The organism is Cetobacterium sp. NK01, assembly GCF_024506395.1.
Taxonomy (GTDB): domain Bacteria; phylum Fusobacteriota; class Fusobacteriia; order Fusobacteriales; family Fusobacteriaceae; genus Cetobacterium_A; species Cetobacterium_A somerae_A.
Genome location: NZ_JANIBO010000006.1, coordinates 18,950 through 39,807 on the forward strand (window position 1 = coordinate 18,950; position 20,858 = coordinate 39,807).

Annotated in this window: 19 protein-coding genes and 3 pseudogenes; 17 read left to right on the forward strand and 5 right to left on the reverse strand. The window is 28.0% G+C overall.

The window, feature by feature from the left end; all coding sequences use genetic code 11:
* The first annotated feature begins 19 nt into the window (after window positions 1–19).
* The 7 genes from NON08_RS14115 to NON08_RS14145 all read left to right on the forward strand — a co-directional run bounded on the left by NON08_RS14115 (window position 20) and on the right by NON08_RS14145 (window position 7,531).
* Window positions 20–1,144: a type I restriction endonuclease gene (locus NON08_RS14115; RefSeq protein ID WP_256692259.1), complete on the forward strand. Its 1,125-nt coding sequence runs from the start codon at window positions 20–22 to the stop codon at window positions 1,142–1,144.
* On the forward strand, window positions 1,104–3,092 hold the full coding sequence (locus tag NON08_RS14120; protein ID WP_256692260.1) for a type I restriction endonuclease subunit R: 1,989 nt from the start codon (window positions 1,104–1,106) through the stop codon (window positions 3,090–3,092). The genes NON08_RS14115 and NON08_RS14120 overlap by 41 nt, the downstream gene beginning before the upstream one ends.
* A gap of 513 nt (window positions 3,093–3,605) precedes the next feature.
* Entirely contained in the window at window positions 3,606–4,277 is a 672-nt protein-coding gene (locus tag NON08_RS14125) for a hypothetical protein (protein ID WP_256692261.1), read from the forward strand.
* A 212-nt stretch (window positions 4,278–4,489) separates the two neighbouring features.
* Window positions 4,490–4,666, forward strand: a complete 177-nt coding sequence (locus NON08_RS14130) for a hypothetical protein (RefSeq protein ID WP_256692262.1) — start codon at window positions 4,490–4,492, stop codon at window positions 4,664–4,666.
* A gap of 129 nt (window positions 4,667–4,795) precedes the next feature.
* Window positions 4,796–5,068 (forward strand): hypothetical protein, encoded by a 273-nt coding sequence (locus NON08_RS14135; protein ID WP_256692263.1) that lies wholly within the window; start codon window positions 4,796–4,798, stop codon window positions 5,066–5,068.
* Between the two features lie 663 nt (window positions 5,069–5,731).
* Window positions 5,732–6,802 (forward strand): replication initiation protein, encoded by a 1,071-nt coding sequence (locus tag NON08_RS14140; protein ID WP_256692264.1) that lies wholly within the window; start codon window positions 5,732–5,734, stop codon window positions 6,800–6,802.
* Window positions 6,803–7,045: 243 nt separating this feature from the next.
* Entirely contained in the window at window positions 7,046–7,531 is a 486-nt protein-coding gene (locus NON08_RS14145) for a hypothetical protein (protein WP_256692265.1), read from the forward strand.
* Between the two features lie 150 nt (window positions 7,532–7,681).
* Here NON08_RS14145 and NON08_RS14150 read toward each other — a convergent pair.
* Window positions 7,682–8,865: pseudogene (locus NON08_RS14150) on the reverse strand (IS256 family transposase).
* A 369-nt stretch (window positions 8,866–9,234) separates the two neighbouring features.
* The gene (locus tag NON08_RS14155) at window positions 9,235–10,248 is read right to left on the reverse strand and encodes a replication initiation protein (RefSeq protein ID WP_256692266.1); all 1,014 of its coding nucleotides are present in this window, start codon (window positions 10,246–10,248) and stop codon (window positions 9,235–9,237) included.
* A 214-nt stretch (window positions 10,249–10,462) separates the two neighbouring features.
* On the opposite strand from NON08_RS14155, the gene NON08_RS14160 reads away from it, so the two are divergent.
* The 7 genes and pseudogenes from NON08_RS14160 (at window position 10,463) to NON08_RS14190 (ending at window position 15,085) form a co-directional block, all read left to right on the forward strand.
* Window positions 10,463–10,885: a PTS sugar transporter subunit IIA gene (locus NON08_RS14160; protein WP_256692267.1), complete on the forward strand. Its 423-nt coding sequence runs from the start codon at window positions 10,463–10,465 to the stop codon at window positions 10,883–10,885.
* Window positions 10,886–10,900: 15 nt separating this feature from the next.
* On the forward strand, window positions 10,901–11,362 hold the full coding sequence (locus NON08_RS14165) for a PTS sugar transporter subunit IIB (protein ID WP_256692268.1): 462 nt from the start codon (window positions 10,901–10,903) through the stop codon (window positions 11,360–11,362).
* 20 nt (window positions 11,363–11,382) lie between these two features.
* Window positions 11,383–12,158, forward strand: a pseudogene (locus NON08_RS14170) (PTS mannose/fructose/sorbose/N-acetylgalactosamine transporter subunit IIC).
* Entirely contained in the window at window positions 12,148–12,453 is a 306-nt protein-coding gene (locus tag NON08_RS15160) for a PTS system mannose/fructose/sorbose family transporter subunit IID (RefSeq protein ID WP_256692269.1), read from the forward strand. Before NON08_RS14170 ends, NON08_RS15160 begins: the two are co-directional and overlap by 11 nt.
* 20 nt (window positions 12,454–12,473) lie before the next feature.
* Window positions 12,474–12,970, forward strand: a pseudogene (locus NON08_RS15165) (PTS system mannose/fructose/sorbose family transporter subunit IID).
* 11 nt (window positions 12,971–12,981) lie between these two features.
* On the forward strand, window positions 12,982–14,037 hold the full coding sequence (locus tag NON08_RS14185; RefSeq protein ID WP_256692270.1) for an SIS domain-containing protein: 1,056 nt from the start codon (window positions 12,982–12,984) through the stop codon (window positions 14,035–14,037).
* Window positions 14,038–14,056: 19 nt separating this feature from the next.
* A complete protein-coding gene (locus NON08_RS14190) occupies window positions 14,057–15,085 on the forward strand; it encodes an SIS domain-containing protein (RefSeq protein ID WP_231549786.1) in 1,029 nt (342 codons plus the stop codon).
* Between the two features lie 391 nt (window positions 15,086–15,476).
* Here NON08_RS14190 and NON08_RS14195 read toward each other — a convergent pair whose 3' ends face one another.
* The 3 genes from NON08_RS14195 to NON08_RS14205 all read right to left on the reverse strand — a co-directional run bounded on the left by NON08_RS14195 (window position 15,477) and on the right by NON08_RS14205 (window position 17,941).
* A complete protein-coding gene (locus NON08_RS14195; RefSeq protein WP_256692271.1) occupies window positions 15,477–16,706 on the reverse strand; it encodes an IS256 family transposase in 1,230 nt (409 codons plus the stop codon).
* A gap of 127 nt (window positions 16,707–16,833) precedes the next feature.
* Window positions 16,834–17,430, reverse strand: a complete 597-nt coding sequence (locus tag NON08_RS14200; RefSeq protein WP_256692272.1) for a sigma-70 family RNA polymerase sigma factor — start codon at window positions 17,428–17,430, stop codon at window positions 16,834–16,836.
* 73 nt (window positions 17,431–17,503) lie between these two features.
* The gene (locus NON08_RS14205) at window positions 17,504–17,941 is read right to left on the reverse strand and encodes a CGGC domain-containing protein (protein ID WP_256692273.1); all 438 of its coding nucleotides are present in this window, start codon (window positions 17,939–17,941) and stop codon (window positions 17,504–17,506) included.
* A 504-nt stretch (window positions 17,942–18,445) separates the two neighbouring features.
* Between NON08_RS14205 and NON08_RS14210 the strand changes: the two genes are divergently transcribed.
* The 3 genes from NON08_RS14210 to NON08_RS14220 all read left to right on the forward strand — a co-directional run bounded on the left by NON08_RS14210 (window position 18,446) and on the right by NON08_RS14220 (window position 20,256).
* Window positions 18,446–18,643 (forward strand): hypothetical protein, encoded by a 198-nt coding sequence (locus NON08_RS14210; RefSeq protein WP_256692274.1) that lies wholly within the window; start codon window positions 18,446–18,448, stop codon window positions 18,641–18,643.
* A 152-nt stretch (window positions 18,644–18,795) separates the two neighbouring features.
* Window positions 18,796–19,206 (forward strand): hypothetical protein, encoded by a 411-nt coding sequence (locus NON08_RS14215; protein ID WP_256692275.1) that lies wholly within the window; start codon window positions 18,796–18,798, stop codon window positions 19,204–19,206.
* Between the two features lie 888 nt (window positions 19,207–20,094).
* The gene (locus tag NON08_RS14220) at window positions 20,095–20,256 is read left to right on the forward strand and encodes a hypothetical protein (RefSeq protein WP_256692244.1); all 162 of its coding nucleotides are present in this window, start codon (window positions 20,095–20,097) and stop codon (window positions 20,254–20,256) included.
* Window positions 20,257–20,858: the final 602 nt, after the last annotated feature.

The following is a 20,858-nucleotide window of genomic DNA, read 5'->3' on the forward strand; positions in this document are numbered from 1 at the left end:
TAATGATTAGGGGGTAGCAATGAATTTTACAGAGGACGAATTAGAAGCAGCCTATCTTGAAATATTGGAAGATTTGGGATGGGAATGTATTGATGGTAGAAAATTAGAAAGAGATGACTACCATTCAGTAGTATTAGAAGAGAATTTAAGAGAAGCAGTTTATAACATAAATAAAGATATGCCAACCTCTACTAAAGAGGAAGCTATTAGAAAAGTAAAACAGCTTTCATATCCTAACTTGATTAAGAGTAATGAAGAGTTTCATAGTATGCTAGTCAATGGAGTGGATGTAGGAGAGTATAAAGACAAAGATGGGAACAAACGTTCTGGTGGAAAAGTATATTTAATAGATTTTAAAAATATTAAAAAAAATGAGTTTCAAGCTATAAATCAATTTACAATAGTGGGAAACACTAAACGTAGACCAGATATAATACTATTTATCAATGGATTACCTCTTGTAGTTATAGAGTTAAAATCTCTAAGTAATGACAACGTAGGTATAAAAGAAGCATATACTCAAATTGAAAGATACAAATATGAGATTACAGATCTTTTTAAATATAACTCTTTTATCGTTATAAGTGATGGAGTTAATGCAAAAGCTGGAACTATATCATCAAGTGAAGAAAGATACATGAGCTTTAGAAGTATTGATGGAATTACAATAGCAGATACAAACTCTTTAATGATGGAAGTTTTAACTCGTGGAATGTTATCTAAGGAAAGAGTATTAGAATTAACTCATGACTATATCCTGTTTCTTCAAAGTAAAAACGAAAAAATAAAGATATTAGCTCAGTATCACCAGTTCTTTGCCATAAAAAAAGCACTGGAAAAGACAGCAGATGCTCGTAGCAATGATGGAAAAATCGGTGTTGTTTGGCATACTCAAGGTAGTGGAAAATCTCTAACTATGACATTTTATACAGGGCAACTTATGAAAAAGTTTAACAATCCAACAGTTATAGTTTTAACTGATAGAAATGATTTGGACAATCAACTTTTCGGAACGTTCTCAAAAGCTCAAAGTTATCTAATAGAGACACCAAAACAAGCAGATGATAAAGATAGATTAAAAGAACTACTAAATGTAAGTAGTAGTGGGAATAATATTCTCTACAATTCAGAAGTTTGCTCCTAAAGCTGGAGAAGTTGTAGAAGCTATTAGTACTAGAAATGACATATATATTATAGCCGATGAGGCTCATAGATCGCAGTATGGATTAGATGCTAAAATGGATGCAGATGGAAACAGTAAATACGGGTATGCTAAACATATTCGTGATGCACTTCCCAATGCAAACTATATTGGATTTACAGGAACTCCTATAGACTTTGATGATAAATCTACAACTGCTGTATTTGGTGACTATATAGATACTTACGATATGACAAGAGCTGTTGAAGATGGAGCTACTGTTAAAATCTATTATGAAAATAGATTTATAAAGCTAGACATTCCATATCCTGTTTTATCTGAACTTGATGGTGACTTTGAAGAGATTATGGAAGGTCAAGAAGAAATGACTGTTGAACGTACCAAAAAAGATATTACAAAAATGGAAGCTATTATTGGTTCTCAAAATAGAATAAGAACTTTGGCTCAGGATTTCATAGAACACTGGGAGATGAGAAAAAATAACTCTTTTGGAAAATGTATGATAGTAGCTATGTCTCGTAAAATATGTGTGGATTTATATAATGAGATTGTAAGTTTAAGACCAGAGTGGCACAATGAAGATAAAGCTAAAGGTAAAATAAAAGTTGTTATGACAAGTGATATTAGTAAAGACCCTATGGAGTTTAAGCAACACTTTACAACAAAACAGGAAAGAGAAGAGCTCGCTAATAGAATGAAAGATGACAGTGATGAGTTAGAGATTGTTATAGTTCGTGATATGTGGCTAACAGGGTTTGACGTTCCATCAATGCATACTATGTATATTGATAAACCTATGGTAGGGCATAACTTAATGCAAGCTATTGCAAGGGTAAATAGAGTATACAAAGATAAAAGTGGTGGCTTAGTTGTAGACTATATTGGAATAGGAGATGCACTTAAAAAAGCACTAAGACAATATACAGCAAACGATCAAAAGACAACAGGAGTAGATACAGAAAAAGCTGTGGCACTTATGATTGAACACTATGAGATTGTAAAAGAGATATTCCATCACTTTGATTATTCAAAATATAAAAGTGATAGTGCTTTAGAGCGTGCTAGAATTATTATAGAGGGGATGGATTACATCTTAGGTTTTGAAAATGATGAACCTGGAATTAAGAAAAGATTTATTGATAATGTTTTAGCACTGGCTAAGGCTCATTCTCTATGTATAACAACTCGTGATGGACAGGCTTTAAATGAGGAGATAAGTTACTTTAAAGCTGTTAAAGCTAGTGTTATTAAATTAGAAACTGAGGATAAAGATAATCCTAAAAAACTAACTCAGGCTCAGATAAATGAAAAAATAGCTTCACTTATGGCTAAGACAATTATATCTGAAGATGTTATAGATGTTTATTCAGAGTTAGGACTTGATAATCCAGATATATCTATTCTTTCAGATGAGTTTTTAAAAGAGGTTGAGAAGATAAAGTATAAAAACTTAGCTGTTGAGATGTTAAGAAAGCTAATAGAGGGTAAGATTAAATACTCTAGTAGAAAAAATCTAGTAGTAGCTGAGAAGTTCTCAGAAAGACTTCAAAAGGCTATGAGTTCTTATAGAAATAAGGCTTTAACAAGTTTAGAGATAATGGAAGAACTTATAAAGATGGCTAAGGAGTTTATGGAGACTCATAAAGAGGGAGATTCACTTGGTTTAACAGAGGATGAGGTAGCTTTCTATGATGCTTTAACTCGTGATGAAAAAGTAAAAGAGATGTTAGGTGACGATATACTGGTACAGATAACAAAAGAGCTGACAGAGACTATTAAGAAAAGTATGACTATAGATTGGTATGATAAAGAGAGTGTACAAGCTCAAATGAGAAGATCTATAAGAAGACTTCTTAAAAAATTTGGTTATCCTCCAGAAGATACAGAGGATGCAACAGAACTTGTGTTAAAACAAGCTAAGGTAATGTAGAAGAAGTAATATTTAAGTTAAAAAAAGAGGTCTTCCTTGCGGTTGGCCTCTTTTCTTAGTGAGTAGTTTAAATTTAAAATATTAAAAGTTTCAGTTGGTTTTATTATACAACAAATGTTACTCGTTTGTATAAAATTTAATTGGACTATATTTCATCAACAATTGATCACAAAAGTAGACGAACCGTCTCATCTTATTCATTAAAATTCAATTTATATTTCTAATCAATTCTAAACTATAGTTTTAAACGTCTCTAAACCTTACAGTTTTAATTTTAACAATAGTCCAGCCGTTTTTAGCTATATTTTTACACCTGAAATTAATACCCATCTTATTTTCAATTTCAAAAGCTTTAATTCATATCTTTGATTTTTCTTCAAAAAAAATCTTATCATGAGACGAACCGTCTACCTCATATTTTTTCATGATAAAATGCTCAATTACATCTCTAATTCATGCAATTCACGTGATTTTTAAATAATCAACTTTGTTCCTGAAGGTGCAGAGCCAATTATGAAATCATTAGAGTTCGCACAAGAATTAACTAAGAACTTATCAGAAACATTAATCGTTTGGGGAGTTAAGCCACCTGAGTCTAACGATCCAGAAGAGTTAATCAAATATGCAAATGCTTTAGTTGAGTTACCTAAATTCAAAAGAGGATTTAAAAAGAGACTATCTGCATCTAAAGAGATTGACTTAGGAATGTTCTTATCGGTTGTAGTAGGTTCTCAAAAAGTTAATGGTATTGGTGGAGTTTCTAACTTCCCTCAAGTTAGAGTTTTCGATTATGAAAGAACTAACGGTGGAGCTGGAGAAGTAAAACCATTCACTGACAAGTTATTTGTTGAGTACACTGATGCTTTCAGAACTGGTATGAACGTTGAGTTAAGAACTTATGTTGGTGTTAAAGCTGTTGTGTTAAAAGCTAGAGTTTTATCTGCTAAAATTGTTTTAGGAAAAACTATGATAACTTTAGATACAATGATTGATACTGCAATGTTCGACTTAAACGGATTTGATGTTATGATCGCAAATGTTGATTCTAAAGATAGAACTGGTTCTTACACTGCTGCTGTATTTGCTGTTAAAGCATACGGTGAGAAAGATAGATCGCCAGTTGCACAAGAATTACCTGGTGCGTGTGATATTAACTTCCTGGAGAAGCTCAAAGAATCTTATTAGCTAACAGATTCACTGTTGTTAATGTTGATCCTGTATCTGGAAAAGGAATAGTTGTTGATTGTCCTCTAATGACAAGAATCGACTCTGACTTCAAAGAAAGATCGCAAATCGGTTGTGTACTGTACTTCCTGAAGAGATTAAGAGAAGTTGCTAACTCGAAGAAAGGTAAGAAGTTCCCTCAGAAAGAGCAAAAGGTTCTATTCGAAGATGAAATGAGAGACATCTTCAAGAATGAATTACCTCTAGCTGACGCTATCATATCTAAGTTTGAGTTCTTAGCTGACATGTCTAAATTAGATTCTAAAGGATTCTTATCAGTTAAGTTCAAAGTAGTAGATACTAAGAAATTCAAAACTGCTGAGTTCTCTGGTGGATTAGCAAAATTATAATATTTGAAAAGTAGGTGTTGGCTGGGTTCAGCACCTCTTTTTAACAAAGGAGACAATATGGAAAACTTTTTCGATTATACGATAAGTGGTTTAGACGTTAAAACATATGTGCTTTTCAGAAGAGGATATATGAGCGACGTTGCTGGTTACAAAGGCGGACAGCAAGTAACTGGTCCCAATAGACAAACTGTTAGATTAGATGGTGACTGGGTAGCATATAAAGTTGGTATGCTAAGAATGTTACAATTCTCGCTACAGTTAGACGTTAAGGAAATCAATACTATGTCTGCTACTAATGCACAAGGTCTTGCAAAAGGTAGAAGCATAGTAAACGGTAGAGCTGTATTCAGAAACACTGCTGTTGATACTTTGTCTGATTTGAAGAACGGCATGTTAGTTTAATTGCAAGTAAAGATGGTAGCCAAATGCGAAGAAGGGTTTATAAAATCAATAAATACAATACTTTTTAAGCCATTTCTCTCAATTTAAATCAGCAATTAAACTAACATGCCGCAATTTTTTTGAAATTGAAATATAGCTTTTCAGTTTATAATCAATTTTAACCTATGTACAAATGTGTATAAGTAATTTTTAATCGTAATTGCGTTTATAATCGATTTTAAAGGTATATAAGCTCGTTTAAATGGATTTTAAAACAAGATTTAGATTGAAGTTTCTATAATTTCAAAAAACTTAAATTTTTATATAAAAATATCTTATTACAATTTGGGAAATTTAAATTAGGTTTTTATTTACATGAAATTAAAAAATTTTTCTTTTAAATACTTTTAAATATTTTTAAATACTTTTAATAGTGTCGATTTACATCAATTATAGAGGAAGTTGAGATGGTATAAGGTAACCTAATGACTACTATAAGGTAACCTAATGACTAATATAAGGTAACCTAATGACTACTATAAGGTAACCTAATGACTACTAAAGGTATATTTAGTAATTGACAAGTTACCTTTCAAGGTGCTATTCTTTGATTGATAAATATTTTCATATAAGAAAGGTAACCTAATGACTACTATTAAAGTAAATTGTAAAAAGGGGGAGCGAATGGACTTAATTAAATATCATAATGATATTAATAAATTGAAGTTGGGGAATTTTACAACAAAAGAATTAGATGTATTTTTTAGTCTATTATTAAAGTCTAGAGATGAAAAAACTAAAGATATAATAATATCTTACTCTGAAATTAAAGAGTTAATACAAGAAGAACAAAACCAAGCTAGACTAACTAATTATATAAGAGGAGTATCAAGAAAATTAAAAGAATTAAATCAAGAGATAGAATTACCAAATGGGGACATAGTTATTTTTGGGTTGTTTGATGTTATAACAATAAAACCAAAGGATAAAAGTATAGTCTTTTCAGTAAATGAAATATTTAAATATATGATAGATGATTTAGTAAAGATTTTTACAATGTTTGATTTAAGAGAGCTTGTGAGTTTAAAAGGAATATATCCTAAAACATTGTTTAGACTATTAAAACAATGGGAGAGTACAGGAGAATATATTGTAAAAATAAATGAGTTTAGAGAAATAATGGGCATTCCTAACACTTATTTGATGAAAAATATAAGGCAAAAGATTTTTAAACCTTGTTTAGAAGAATTGGGAAAAAACTTTGAAAGATTAGAACTTAAAGAATTGAAAAAAGGAAGAAATGTTGAAACGTTAGTTTTCACCTGGAAAGCTAAAAAGAAAAAGCAAGTTGAACAAAATTCAGTTATAAAGAAAAAGCAATTCTTAGGGGAAAAGGATTTGAAAGAATATCAAGATCAAAGCCAAGAGAGAAAAGAAAATAAATTAGTAAATCAAGTAGAAAAAATAGATAAAATTAAAATATCTAAAGCTGACTATGAAGAATTATATAAAAAATACCTGGAAGAAAATAGAGAAACACATAATCCGTTTATAAAAAAAGGTTTTGATATAGCTAATAAATCTAAATATGAAATTGTAGAGTTTGAACAACCTAAATTAGAGCAGACAAAAATATATACAGTTGAGGATATTCCTAAAGAGAAACTTTTGGATAAAAACGGCAATAAACTAAGAGGTATGTTACTAAATAACAGAGTAAACAAAATATTAAAAGAAATGAATGCTACGGTATAACGCAAATGTATGAATCGTATACTACACTGAAATGTATTGAAAAATCTAGATATAGTAGTATTATATCCTAAGGGTAGTATATGAATTTTTACTAAAAGAAGAAAACATTCGAAAACCCTTAGAAAAAAGATTGTGTGTAATTCAGTTATGTTAATAGTATACTACTTCGAAAAGTATTGGAATTATTGCCTGTAACTATGATATATTATAGCTAGACTATATCATTAAGGGGGACCGTCAACAATGCAACCAGCTACGAGAAAAAAAATAAATGAGATTCAAGAAATGATTAACAATGGGGTTGAAGAAAAAGAAATTATAAAAACAAAGTTTAGAAGCAGTCCTAAATCTTATAAAGAATGGATAGAAAAGTTTGGGAATCATTTAGTTAGAGAAAACCTAGAAGTAACTATACAGCATGAAGGGATAGAAAATCAAATAGAGTTTATACCAACAACTAAAGACCTTGAAAAGCTAAAGAGTTTGTTGGATAATGCTGATAGTTTGTTAGAGCTTTTGAAGAAGGATAAAGTATGTGATAAAGATGATATAAATATATTATATGTTCCAGATGAGTTTGTGAAGTTAGAAGATGTTAAAGTTTCAACAGTTAGACTCTCAAAGGCTATAGAAGAGAGGTTCAATAAATTTGTTGCTGATCAAAAGAGATATTCGAAAACAAGTTTGCTAAATTTAGCAATAGTAGAGTTTTTAGAAAAATATAAATAAAAACGGCTTTGTAAAATGCATTATAAGAGCCTATGAAGGGGAGTATACCAAATTTAGTGTAAATCTTCTTAGCTATCAAATTTTAAATGTCCAAATAGGCTATCTTAACTTGGGTACTTTTAAAAGTACCTATTGATAAGATAGCTTTTTTTATTTCAAATATTTCTCTAAACGACCTTCATACTCTATTGATAACATTCTTAAAATTCCTTCCCAACCTCTAATTTTTTGATTCCATTTTTTCATAATATTTTTACTAGAAAGATAAAGAATCTTTAATAAAGCATCTTCACTAGGGTAAATAGATCTAGAATTACTAACTTTTCTAAATTGGCTATTTAAACTTTCAATTATATTAGTTGTATAAATCATCTTTCTAATTTCCATAGGAAAGTTGAAAAAAAGCGATAACTCATTCCAATTAGTATACCAACTTCTAAGAGCTGGCGCAAATTCAGGAAGGTCATTTTTCAAAGCTTCCAAAGCTTGAAATGCTGATTCCGCATTAGTAACATTGTAAATATTTTTAAGTTGTTGGGCGTAGCTTTTTCTATCTTGATAATTCATAAATCTTAATGTATTTCTAATTTGATGTACCATACAACGTTGTATTTGAGCCTCTGGAAAAATAGTTGAGATTGCGTCACCAAATCCTTTTAAACCATCAATAGACACAGTAAAAATATCCTCAACCCTCTAGATCTTAATTCGTCTACAACTTTTAACCAAAATTTAGAACTTTCATTCTCTCCTATTACAATACTCAAAATATCCTTTTTTCCTTCTAGGTCTATTCCTAAAACAACATATGCAGCTCTATTTGAAACTTTACCATTACTTTTAATATTGAAATGTATTGCATCCATGAAAACAAAAGGATAACATTTTTGTAATGGCCTATTTTTCCAAGTATCTATCTCTTCAAAAACCTTATCAGTAATTCTACTAATCTGCGACGCTGAGAACGTCAATCCATAAATCTCTTCAAGATGAGCATTAATCTCAGAAATAGTCATTCCACGCCCATACATAGAGATAATTTTATCTTCAATATCAGAAATATCTCTAGAATATTTGGGAACAATTGTTGGTTCAAATTGACCTTCCCTATCTCTAGGAATATCAACTTGAACTTTTCCAAGAGAAGTATTAACTTGCTTAGAATTGTATCCATTTCTACTGTTGGTAGTGTTGGCGCTTGATTCTCTGTCGTATTTGTCATATCCAATAGATTCATCAAATTCAGCTTGCATCAAGATATTAACCATATCTTTAAACATACTTTTCATAAAATCTTGGGCATCATTAGCAGATTTAATCTTGTTTTCTTCAATTAATTGTTTAACAAGTGGATTTACTTCTGAATTTTTCTAGCCATAAAAAAACCTCCTCAGTTATTAATTTAATTATACAAATTAATAGCCAAGAAGGTAAAATATATATATTCAATTTTTACAATTTACACTAAATTTGGGAAACCCTCGTATTACTCTTTAAAAAAAATAGATATCCAACTTTTAAAGTAACTAGCGTTAAACTCAGCTAAAATAATAATTTTATTGTCTTCATAAAAACTTGTTTTATTCTTATTAAGATTATTAATAAATTTACTATATGGTGAGTCATCGTTTGCTTTTAGATTATCAGAGTTCAAAACTTTAAAAAAGTTAGAAACTAAATAAGCGTGAGATAAATTGACATTGTCAATTTTTAAAAAGAGTATTTTTAAACATATTAAAATCATTAATTTTGATTTTTGTATTACTTATAAGTCTATATTTCTCAGAATAAGTTTTAAGTTTTGTATTATGTTTAGTTTGAACATAGTTGTATTTTATAGACTCTATTAAAAATTTATCAAAATTACCGTTATTATGAATAAAAGAATAATAAATATTATTTTTTAAATATTCATAACTTTTAGATTCATAATATTTTTCAATTAATTGGTTTAAATATGTAGTGTTCTCAGAATAAGGTTTAATTAAATTAAAAAGAGCACTTAAATTTTTTTCTTTGATAGTTTCAGGAGTACTAATAATTATAAATTTTATTCCAATCACTTTACTATTATTACATAAATTTTTCTTAATTTTGTGATATTCAATTTTATAGCCAGTAAAGGTTTCAATCTCTTTTAAAGCTGGGATTAAGATACTATTTTCAAGATCATAAAATCGAGAATACTTATTTTCAAAGTCAATTATATTTTTAAGATTTTCTAGAGAAATATCTATAGTGGAATTATTATACATAGTTTTAATAAAAAGAAATAAATTTCTTGAATAAGATGAATTAAAACTTAAAAGTATATTTAATTGAAAAAGTTTAAAATCATTTTTTTCAGTATTAAAAATTTTATAAAAATCATTGTTAATATTTAATTCATAGGTATCATTATTTTTTAAGTATGAAGATATGATACATAAAGATAATTCAAAAGAGTTAAGTTCAGATTTTTCATAAGTTATGTTAATTCGTTTAGAGGTAAATTTAGTTAAAAAAGAATCGATAGTATCAAATTGACTTAAATTCAAAATTTTTAAAAATTTTGATTTTGTTAAAGTTATTTTTCTTAAATCCTTTTCAATTATTTCTTTTATTATATACTCTTTGAGCAATATATCATTTTTAGAAAATCGTTTTGAAAAAGTTACCTTGCTATTCATAAATGAGTAATGTGTAAAATTTTTTTCAATAATTAGATTTTTTTTCATTATAGTATCTCCTTTTGTTAAAAAAATAGATTAAAGTAAACGAAAAAATTATATATAAAAAAACGTGAGTATATAAAAAAACATTGATTTTACAGTAATATAATACCTCATTAATATCGAATAATCTAGAGAAATAAACAAAAAATATGAAAAATTTGACTAAAAAAATTAAAAAAGGTATATCAATAATAACAATAAAAAAAGGAGGGATAAAATGATTCAATTTATAGTTGCAACTCATGGAAAATTTGCAGAAGGAATAAAAACATCTATCGAATTAATTATTGGAAATATTGATAATTTAGAAATATTAAATTGTTATATAACTCAAAATTTTAATTTAAAAGAAGAAGTTGAATTTATTTTAAAAAAATATCCGAAAGAAGAGTTAATTGTTTTAACAGATATATTTGGAGGAAGTGTAAATAATGAGTTTTTAGAAAATATATCTAACTATAAAAATTTAAATATTGTTTCAGGAGTAAATTTACCATTAATTTTAACATTAATAGAAAAACAAAATGATTATGACAATATAAAGGAATTGATACGTGAAAGTATAGAAGAATGTAGTAATTCTTTAATTTATTGTAATGATGAGCTAGAAAAAAAAATAGAAGAGGACCAAGAGTTCTAAAAATGGAGGAGTGTTATGATTCTTTTATTAAGGGTAGATCATAGATTGTTACATGGACAAGTTGCATTTTCATGGATACAAAATTTAGGAGCAGATTGTATATTGATAGCTAATGACAGTGTAGTAAATGATGAATTAAGAAAAACAACAATGAAGTTAGCAAAACCACAAGAAGTAAAATTAGTAATAAAAAATATAGAGGACTCAATACAAGCTTTAAAATCTGGTGTTACAGATAAATATAAACTTTTTATAGTTGTAGAATCTGTTGAGGATGCTTATAAAATAGCCAGTGAGGTAGGTAACATAAAACAAATAAATCTAGGAGGAGTTAAAGCGAGAGAAAATAGCAGAAATATATCAAAAGCAGTAAATCTATTAGAAGAAGAAGAAAACCTTTTAAAAGAACTTCAAAGTTTGGGGATTGAGATTGAAATTAGACAAGTAGCTAATGATAATAAAGTTTTATATAGATAGAAAAGGGGAGGATAGATATGATGCAAGCATTTTTATTAGCATTAGTAGCTTTTATAGCTCAATGTGATTATGCCTTAGGAACAAGCTTAATATCAAGACCAATAGTAACTGGATTTTTAACTGGGTTAGTAATGGGAGATTTAAAAATGGGATTGATAATGGGAGCTACATTGGAGTTAGCTTTTATTGGATCTTTTGCTATGGAGAAGCAATTCCACCAGATGTAGTAACTGGAGGAATATTAGGAGTTGCCTTTGCAATATCTTCAGGTGCTGGTGCAGAGACAGCTTTATTACTGGCTTTACCAATTGCAACATTTACTTTAATTTTAAAAAATGCGTATCTAGGAGTTGTTATACCAATATTAGGTCACAAAGCTGATGAATATGCAGATGAGTGTAATATAAAAGGAATAGAGCGTATGCATTTAATATCTGGATTTGGTTTATCTTTGATGTTGGCGATAATAGTATTCTTTTCATATTTATTAGGAAGTAATGCAGTATCTTTGGTTTTACAGGCAATACCAGAATTTATTCATAAAGGGTTAGCAATAACAACTGGATTAATTCCAACTCTTGGATTTGCAATGTTAGCAAAACTTCTTATAAATAAAAAAGTTTTACCATATTTTTTCGTTGGCTTTGCCATTGCAATTTATACAGAAATCCCATTGACAGGAATTGCAATATTTGGTGCTTTAATAGCATTAATAACAGTAAATCCAATGTCACAAAGACAGTTAGTAGAAAGTGGAAACTTAAGTGAGAAAGGAGATGGTGATGATGATTTCTAATAAAAAAGATGAGAAAGATATTACGCAAAAAGATTTGAATAAGATATTTTGGAGATCTTTTCAAATGGAATTCTCATGGAATTATGAAAGACAAATGAACTTAGCATATGCATATGCAATAGCACCAATATTAAAAAAAATATATACAAATAATCATTTAGAATTAAAAAAAGCTTTGAAACGTCATCTAGAGTTTTTTAATATGACTCCTTGGATTGTAACTTTAATGTTAGGAATATCAGTAGTTCTTGAAGAGGGAAATAAAAAGATGGAAAATTTGATGAAAACTCAATAAATGGAATAAAAACAGCATTAATGGGTCCATTATCAGGGATAGGAGATTCTTTCTTTTGGGGAACTTTAAGATTAATTGCTACAGGAATAGGAACAGCTCTTTCATTACAAGGAAATATATTAGGTCCAATTCTATTTCTATTGGTATTTAATATTCCACATATAATTATAAGATATCTTTTTATAAAGTTAGGGTATAAATTGGGGTAGACTTTTTAACTAAACTTGAAAAATCAGGAGCAGTTGAGAAAGTTACTTACGGAGCAACTATATTAGGATTAATTGTTATTGGAGGAATGACAGCAAGAATGGTAGATATTTCAACACCATTAGCTTTTAAAGCTGGAGGTTCAACAATAGAAGTCCAAAGTATTTTAGATGATATAATGCCTGGTATTTTAAAATTAGGAATGTTTGGTATTGTGTATTATTTATTAAATAAAAATGTTAAACCAATAACAATACTTTTAGGAATGGCAATATTTGGAATTTTTGGAACTTTAGTTGGGTTCTTTTAAGAGGTACATTTATGGAAACTATGTTAAGCAATATACATGATGAAAAGAATACTTTAACAAATATTTTATTAAATTTTCAAGATAAAAATAAACATATTTTAAAAGATTTAAAAGACTATAAAATTAAAAGAATTTTAATTTTAGCTACAGGTTCTTCTATTAATGCGGCAATTACAGTCAAATATTTTTTACAAGATATATTAGAAGCTAAAGTTTTTATAGAGGAACCATCTATTTTTTATGATTATGAAAAAATAGATTTAGATTTAGATTTGATTATTGTAATATCTCAAAGTGGAAAAAGCACTTCAACAATAAATGCTACTAAAAAAATAGCTGAAGTATTAAAAAAACCAGTAATAATAGTAACAAACAACTTAGAAAGTCCAATAACAAAATATTCACAATATATTTTAGATTTAAATATAGGTATAGAAAATGTAGGATTTGTAACTAAAGGTTTTAGTGGAACTGTTTTAAATTTATTCTTATTGGGAATAAATTTAAAAAATCAACATTTTAAATATTTTGAAGAGTTGGAATATTTGATTGGCAATATAAACACAGTTATTGAAAATACTAATTTATACTTTGAAAAAAATAAAGAAATTTTAAGAGAGATAAATAGATTTATATGTTTAGGTTATGGGGCAAATTATGGTATTACAAAAGAGTTCGAAACTAAATTTACAGAAGTAGTTAGATGTCCATCAACAGGTCATGAACTTGAAGCATACATGCATGGACCATATTTAGAAGCTAATAATTCAAATGCCATATTTTATTTAGATTTAGACTTAAATATTACATTGTCAAAAAGATTACATACTTTAAAAAAATATATGGAAAACTATATTGGATTTTCAACAATTATAACAAATAGTAAGAATAAAGATAATCAAACAATAAATTTGAATGTATCAAAAGATGTAAATCCAAATTTTTTAACTTTGTTATATATTATTCCAATTCAAATATTAAGCTATAAAATAGCTCAAGAAAAGAAAATTAATGTAGAAAAAAAGATTTTTACAGATTTTGATTTAGTTTTAAAAAGTAAAATATAAATATAAATGGAGGGTAATTATGTCAAAATATTCTGAAATGTTAAAATTTAAAGAGGAGGAGTATAGAAATAGTGCTAAACTAATAGGGGAGGCTAAACCAATAGCAGAAGAAATTGCTAATATAGTTACAAAAGATGGATTTTCAAATATATTCTTTACAGCAGTTGGTGGTAGTTTAGCACCTTTAATGGCAATGGGAGAGATTGCAAAGCAACTTACAGAACTACCTGTTTATGTAGAACAAGCAGCGGAGTTAATTGTAAGAGGACATAAGGCTTTAACAGAAAAATCATTAATAATAACTTTGTCAAAATCAGGAGATACAAAAGAAACAGTTGAAATGGCTAAAAAATATAAAGAGATGGGGATAAGAGTTATATCTTGTACAAAAAATTTAGAATCTCCTTTAGCTAAAAATTCTAATTATGTAATTCCAATGAGACATGAAAATGGTGTAGAGTATGAGTATATGCTATTATTTTGGTTATTTTTTAAAATTTTGTCAAATAGAGGAGAGTTTTTAGATTATAATGATTTTGGAAATCAGTTATTATTACTACCAGAAAATTTATTAGAGGCAAAATTACAATTTGATCCTCAAGCAAAAGAAATGGCAAAACAGTATTATAAAGAGCCATATATGATTTGGATTGGTGGTGGTGAAGTGTGGGGTGAGACGTATCTATTCTCAATGTGTTTGTTAGAAGAGATGCAATGGTTAAAAACAAAGTCTGTTACAAGTTCAGAATTTTTCCATGGAACTTTAGAAATAGTAGAGGAAGATACTTGTGTATTTTTAGTTAAAGGTTCTGGAAAAACAAGAGTTTTAGATGATAGAGCTGAAAAGTTTTTGAAGAAATATACAAAAAAATTAAGTATTATTGATACATTAGATTTTAAATTAAACGGAATAGATGAAAAATATCGTTGGATAATAGCACCAACAATTGCATCAACAGTTTTGGTTGATCGATTGGCGTTTCATTTTGAAGATAATACAAAACACTCTCTAGATATTAGAAGATATTATAGACAGTTTGATTATTAAAAAGTTGCAGCTTAAAGCTGCAACTTTTTTTGTATATTGAATAGATAAATATATTTAATTTATATATTATTTCAGAGTTAAGTTTTAAATATCAAGTGTAAAATTAAAATATGTCTTAGTTAATTCAATAAAAGTTTTACAGGCCTTTGACAAGTAAGTTCCTTTTTTATAACTAACTACAACATCCCAACTTGGATTTCCTTTAATAGGAAAATAAGAAAGAGACTGGATACTTTTTTTTGCATAGTAATGGGGAACTATGCTACAACATAAAGAGGGAGTATACCAAATTTAGTGTAAATTAACTTCTTAGCTATCAAATTTTAAATGTCCAAATAGGCTATCTTAACTTGGGTACTTTTAAAGGTACTTATTGATAAGATAGCTTTTTTTATTTCAAATATTTCTCTAAACGACCTTCATACTCTATTGATAACATTCTTAAGATTCCTTCCCAACCTCTAATTTTTTGATTCCATTTTTTCATAATATTTTTACTAGAAAGATAAAGAATCTTTAATAAAGCATCTTCACTAGGGTAAATAGATCTAGAATTACTAACTTTTCTAAATTGGCTATTTAAACTTTCAATTATATTTGTTGTATAGATCATCTTTCTAATTTCCATAGGAAAGTTGAAAAAAAGCGATAACTCATTCCAATTAGTATACCAACTTCTAAGAGCTGGCGCAAATTCAGGAAGGTCATTTTTCAAAGCTTCCAAAGCTTGAAATGCTGATTCCGCATTAGTAACATTGTAAATATTTTTAAGTTGTTGGGCGTAGCTTTTTCTATCTTGATAATTCATAAATCTTAATGTATTTCTAATTTGATGTACCATACAACGTTGTATTTGAGCCTCTGGAAAAATAGTTGAGATTGCGTCACCAAATCCTTTTAAACCATCAATAGACACAGTAAAAATATCCTCAACCCCTCTAGATCTTAATTCGTCTACAACTTTTAACCAAAATTTAGAACTTTCATTCTCTCCTATTACAATACTCAAAATATCCTTTTTTCCTTCTAGGTCTATTCCTAAAACAACATATGCAGCTCTATTTGAAACTTTACCATTACTTTTAATATTGAAATGTATTGCATCCATGAAAACAAAAGGATAACATTTTTGTAATGGCCTATTTTTCCAAGTATCTATCTCTTCAAAAACCTTATCAGTAATTCTACTAATCTGCGACGCTGAGAACGTCAATCCATAAATCTCTTCAAGATGAGCATTAATCTCAGAAATAGTCATTCCACGCCCATACATAGAGATAATTTTATCTTCAATATCAGAAATATCTCTAGAATATTTGGGAACAATTGTTGGTTCAAATTGACCTTCCCTATCTCTAGGAATATCAACTTGAACTTTTCCAAGAGAAGTATTAACTTGCTTAGAATTGTATCCATTTCTACTGTTGGTAGTGTTGGCGCTTGATTCTCTGTCGTATTTATCATATCCAATAGATTCATCAAACTCAGCTTGCATCAAGATATTAACCATATCCTTAAACATATTTTTCATAAAATCTTGAGCGTCGTTAGCAGATTTAATCTTATTCTCTTCAATTAATTGTTTAACAAGTGGATTTACTTCTGAATTTTTTCTAGCCATAAAAAAACCTCCTCAGTTATTAATTTAATTATACAAATTAATAGCCAAGAAGGTAAAATATATATATTCAATTTTTACAATTTACACTAAATTTGGGAAACCCTCCTATGAAGAGATGAGGTATACTTTAGTATACCTCATTTTTATTGTTTAAGTATCTTTTCACCTTTTTTTTAATTCTTTGAATAGTATTATCTATACGTTTTGGTGTATCACCTAATATGTCTGCAATTTCTATATATGTTTTTTGTTGAATCAAATGACTAAAAACTTGTTTTTCAAAGTCACTTAAATTTTTATCTAAATAATTATTTAATAGTTCAACTAACTCTTTTCCTAAAAGCAACTCTTCTGGTGTATGAAAACATAAGGATAGAGTTTTATAATCTATTTTTTCAATATTTTCAGAATAACTATCTTTAATTATAGAATCATTAAAAATTTTATGTTTGTCTGTATTAGCTTTTTTTATTGTTGTAATCAGTTGTCTCCGGATACAAAGATTTGCAAAAGTAGTAAAAGTAGCTTCCGTATTTGGTTTATATGCTTTGATTGCCTTAATTAATCCAATATATCCTTCTTGTTCCAAATCATTTCCTTCTCCGCCTCTTAAGAAAAAATTTTGGCTGTTTTTATAAACTAGTTTTTGGTATTGATTTATAACTTTTTCCATTGCTTCATGATTTCCATTTTTTGCTTTTAATAAAAGATCATCATCAGTCATATCAATTCCCTCCAATCGTTATATAAATTTAAAGTTTATAGAAAGTACCTTGAGAAAAATTTAGTTTTTGATTTTAATAAGTATTGTATTTTCCAGATTCACGCAACTCTTCAGAACCAGACCAAATAAAAGAACCTTCTATAATATTTTTAAATCCATGCTTTCTAACAATGATATCTTTGATGTATTCAAGATGAGGACATCTATCATAATGGTGATGATCATTTGTCATACAAGAAGCTAAGTGAACTACTGTCTTATCCTTAGGAATTTTATAAAAATCAACCATTTTTCTATTAAAATGTCCAAGTAAGCTTGAAACTCCTTTTCCGCAGCATCCTCCACATTCCATAGATAAATACATTATATTTTTATCTTTTGGATAATTTGAAAATGCCCCCTTCTTATCATAAAATGATTGAACGCAATAGAATCCACTGCATCTTCTTTTTGCAATTGAACATTGAATGATAATGGCAAACTCAATATTATTAAAATCAATATTTTCCATAAAGAACCTCCAAATATGTAATATATTTTTATAAAACTTATATATTATTACTATTAAAGTAAGGTTATTCTTTTTTCAAATTAATCCATTAGCGTTAGTGAATTTGCTGTAATTATAAAAAAGATAACTCTATTGACCAAGCGTCGGTTTTTTTGTCCTTCGGCACCAAATATTCAATTTTCTCAATAGAATCAAAGGTTAAATGGATGTTCTAAAATCCTTAGCGTTGTTATTGAAAGTTTTCCTGATGGGACTCATAACAGATAGAGTTGTATTCCGTTTTTTGATAAAGTCGGTTTTGTTCTCTATAATTTTATTTGAAAAAAATAAAAAAGAGTATCAACTGAATAATTTAAAATGGAATTATGGATTGATACTTCTGTGGAGGTATTTTAGTGTTGAAAGATAAAGCAGGTATAGATACAGAGTGTCTTAATATCATAACAAATTTAGAAACTTTAAAAAAACAATTCAATTAAAATTTTAAGTAGAAAAGATGAATTGATGACAGTGAAGTTAAATATTCATAACGGGAAAGTGGAAGTAAAAATTTACAAGAATATTTGCTGGAAAAAGAAAAGTATTGAAAAAGCTGATGTAACACAATATGTTAACAAAAGAATAGATATATGCATTGACAGTTTTAAAAATTTTGAAGGAAATAAAAAGATTTCAAACATAATAATTGGACTTTTGCCATAGAGCTAAAAGAGATACAAGTTTTAGAAACTAAAAATTTATTTGATCAAAAAACAAGAAGTTACCTGCTTAAGAATAGGAATATAGAGTTATGTATTTATGATAAACACAAGGTTGAGCCGAGTTATGAATATAATACACGAACGGAAATAAGAGTGAAAAGGGTTTCAAAGCTTAATGAATTGGAAACTTTAAAAGCTGTTGAAATTAAATTAAAAAACTCTTTGAATCATTTTGAAAAGTTAGAAGAATTATATGTGAAAATCATATGCGAAAGAATTGAGAAAGCCAAAAAAAAAGAAAATAAATACTCTAATTTTAAGGCTTTTGTAAATTATAATCACGAATTATTTCTGACAAAAAGAGTTTTTGATGGTGTATTTGATTATATTAGAATGAAACAAACGAAAAATAAATGGTTAGAAAATTACAGGAAAGAAAGTTTTCTTGATTTTGAGAGTAAAGCAAGTGTAACAAAGTACCTTAAAAGTATTTTGAAAGCTATGGTTGAATTTAGAGGAAATTATAAAGATTGGGATAGAATAAATAAAGCTAGAAAAGGGTAAAAAACTTTACAACAAAAAATGCCTATTTTCCCCCATTAACAAGGGGGAAAAACATCAAAAAAGTTGTAAAAAAGAATCAAAAACCTAATAAAATCAAAGGTTTATAATGTATTTTTAATAGAATTTATTTGTCCAATGAATAGTGAGAAATTGGAAAATGATATATAAATTTCTATATTATTTTTCAATTCTGTTAATAACTTTGGATTTCTAAAAGAACTATAAAGATTATATCAAACTAGAGAAATTAAGATGTATAATTGATTATAAAGCATTACAATATAAGAAGGTTTATAAATGTATAGCCAGTAAGGAGAGGTAACGTAATACCTCTCCGATTATTATGTTGAAAGTGGTGGGTTATTATTTCCCTTTTCATTTATAAAGGTGGACGAATCGTCTCATTGTACAGACTATATATGGAGGTAGATTTTATTTTACCAATGTAATGCTTTGTATCCATGTTGATGATTATAAAGGTTTTGTTTAATATTCAGATTAAGTTAAACTGGTTTATATAAAAAAATTAGTGCAATCTTTGGAAAAGTTGTTATTATTAAAAAGATATTAATCGATATAGCTATAATTTCATTGTTGGACAATACACAATCTCGTTGAGTTGATTTAAAATGATTGCATTGATTGAATAAACATTCTGACTTCATTCTTGATAGCTTATAATGTGGTTGAATGAATAAAGCGTGCTGATGTTTTTAAGATTTGTAACAATTTAGATGAAACTAGAAAACCTATAAAAGCATTATTCTTTTAAGGTAGAATCGTGAATCTATATTTATTTACAGAGTATGGAGAATTCTCATGTCTTCGTGAAAAAGAAGTAAGTTATCATCTGACGTTTCTAAAGGAATCAATAACATACTTCCAACTATGAGAAACTCATTAGAATATAAAATTGATAATCAAATAATCGTTGAAATTCATCAAAGAGAGTTCTTTCTAAGTGTTATGATCAAAGGGATATATTTGCGTTATAGTGGACTTGGAGAGAGAGTTGATATAACAGAATCAGTGCCATACGAGGTGATATAAGGTAGCCAGCTTTGTGCTCATTGGAATGGCAATGTGAATATACCTAAAAAGTTAAAGTACTTACAAAAGGGGTTTAGAAGTTTTAAATAATAAAGCGGGACATTTTTGTCCCGTGTTGGATTTTATAAGGCTTTGATAAACCTTTTGTAAAAAGGAGTAGAAAATGTGGCGTGTAGAAGAAACACTGGGTTTGCGAGGGGTTGTGAAAAAAATATAATTAAAATTATGACTATACGGTAGTTGTTCCAATATTCCAGTAATTCCTAAATTCCAAAAACTAAAAATGCTAAAAAGTTTGAATATACCTTAGAAGTTGAAAGAATTGGAACTGTTATTTCAGTTTTAAGTTTGAAATTTTGTAGGAGAGAGAAGATATACCTAGTTTACGAAGGTGCGTTCTTCAAATATAAATTTTTTATGAGACGGTTCGTTTTTTCCGAAAAAAGTCACTTTTTCTTCGTTTAAGTCAATAGAATCAAGAAATATTTTTTAAAGTTTCTACCATTGTTATCGACGAGACCCCATAAAACAATAATCTAATTATTCTATGACTAAAATACCTAAAAAGTTAAAGTGCTTATAAACACGTTTTAAAGTGACTG

Bases quoted from the DNA above. Each gene is read 5' to 3' on its own strand.
- NON08_RS14210 (WP_256692274.1), top strand. From the start codon at position 18,446: ATGACAGTGAAGTTAAATATTCATAACGGGAAAGTGGAAGTAAAAATT.
- NON08_RS14145 (WP_256692265.1), top strand. From the start codon at position 7,046: ATGCAACCAGCTACGAGAAAAAAAATAAATGAGATTCAAGAAATGATT.
- NON08_RS14125 (WP_256692261.1), top strand. From the start codon at position 3,606: ATGAAATCATTAGAGTTCGCACAAGAATTAACTAAGAACTTATCAGAA.
- NON08_RS14220 (WP_256692244.1), top strand. From the start codon at position 20,095: ATGAGAAACTCATTAGAATATAAAATTGATAATCAAATAATCGTTGAA.
- NON08_RS14115 (WP_256692259.1), top strand. From the start codon at position 20: ATGAATTTTACAGAGGACGAATTAGAAGCAGCCTATCTTGAAATATTG.
- NON08_RS14205 (WP_256692273.1), bottom strand. From the start codon at position 17,941: ATGGAAAATATTGATTTTAATAATATTGAGTTTGCCATTATCATTCAA.
- NON08_RS14160 (WP_256692267.1), top strand. From the start codon at position 10,463: ATGATTCAATTTATAGTTGCAACTCATGGAAAATTTGCAGAAGGAATA.
- NON08_RS14130 (WP_256692262.1), top strand. From the start codon at position 4,490: ATGAGAGACATCTTCAAGAATGAATTACCTCTAGCTGACGCTATCATA.
- NON08_RS14155 (WP_256692266.1), bottom strand. From the start codon at position 10,248: ATGAAAAAAAATCTAATTATTGAAAAAAATTTTACACATTACTCATTT.
- NON08_RS14185 (WP_256692270.1), top strand. From the start codon at position 12,982: ATGGAAACTATGTTAAGCAATATACATGATGAAAAGAATACTTTAACA.
- NON08_RS14200 (WP_256692272.1), bottom strand. From the start codon at position 17,430: ATGACTGATGATGATCTTTTATTAAAAGCAAAAAATGGAAATCATGAA.
- NON08_RS14165 (WP_256692268.1), top strand. From the start codon at position 10,901: ATGATTCTTTTATTAAGGGTAGATCATAGATTGTTACATGGACAAGTT.
- NON08_RS14140 (WP_256692264.1), top strand. From the start codon at position 5,732: ATGGACTTAATTAAATATCATAATGATATTAATAAATTGAAGTTGGGG.
- NON08_RS15160 (WP_256692269.1), top strand. From the start codon at position 12,148: ATGATTTCTAATAAAAAAGATGAGAAAGATATTACGCAAAAAGATTTG.
- NON08_RS14190 (WP_231549786.1), top strand. From the start codon at position 14,057: ATGTCAAAATATTCTGAAATGTTAAAATTTAAAGAGGAGGAGTATAGA.
- NON08_RS14195 (WP_256692271.1), bottom strand. From the start codon at position 16,706: ATGGCTAGAAAAAATTCAGAAGTAAATCCACTTGTTAAACAATTAATT.
- NON08_RS14135 (WP_256692263.1), top strand. From the start codon at position 4,796: ATGAGCGACGTTGCTGGTTACAAAGGCGGACAGCAAGTAACTGGTCCC.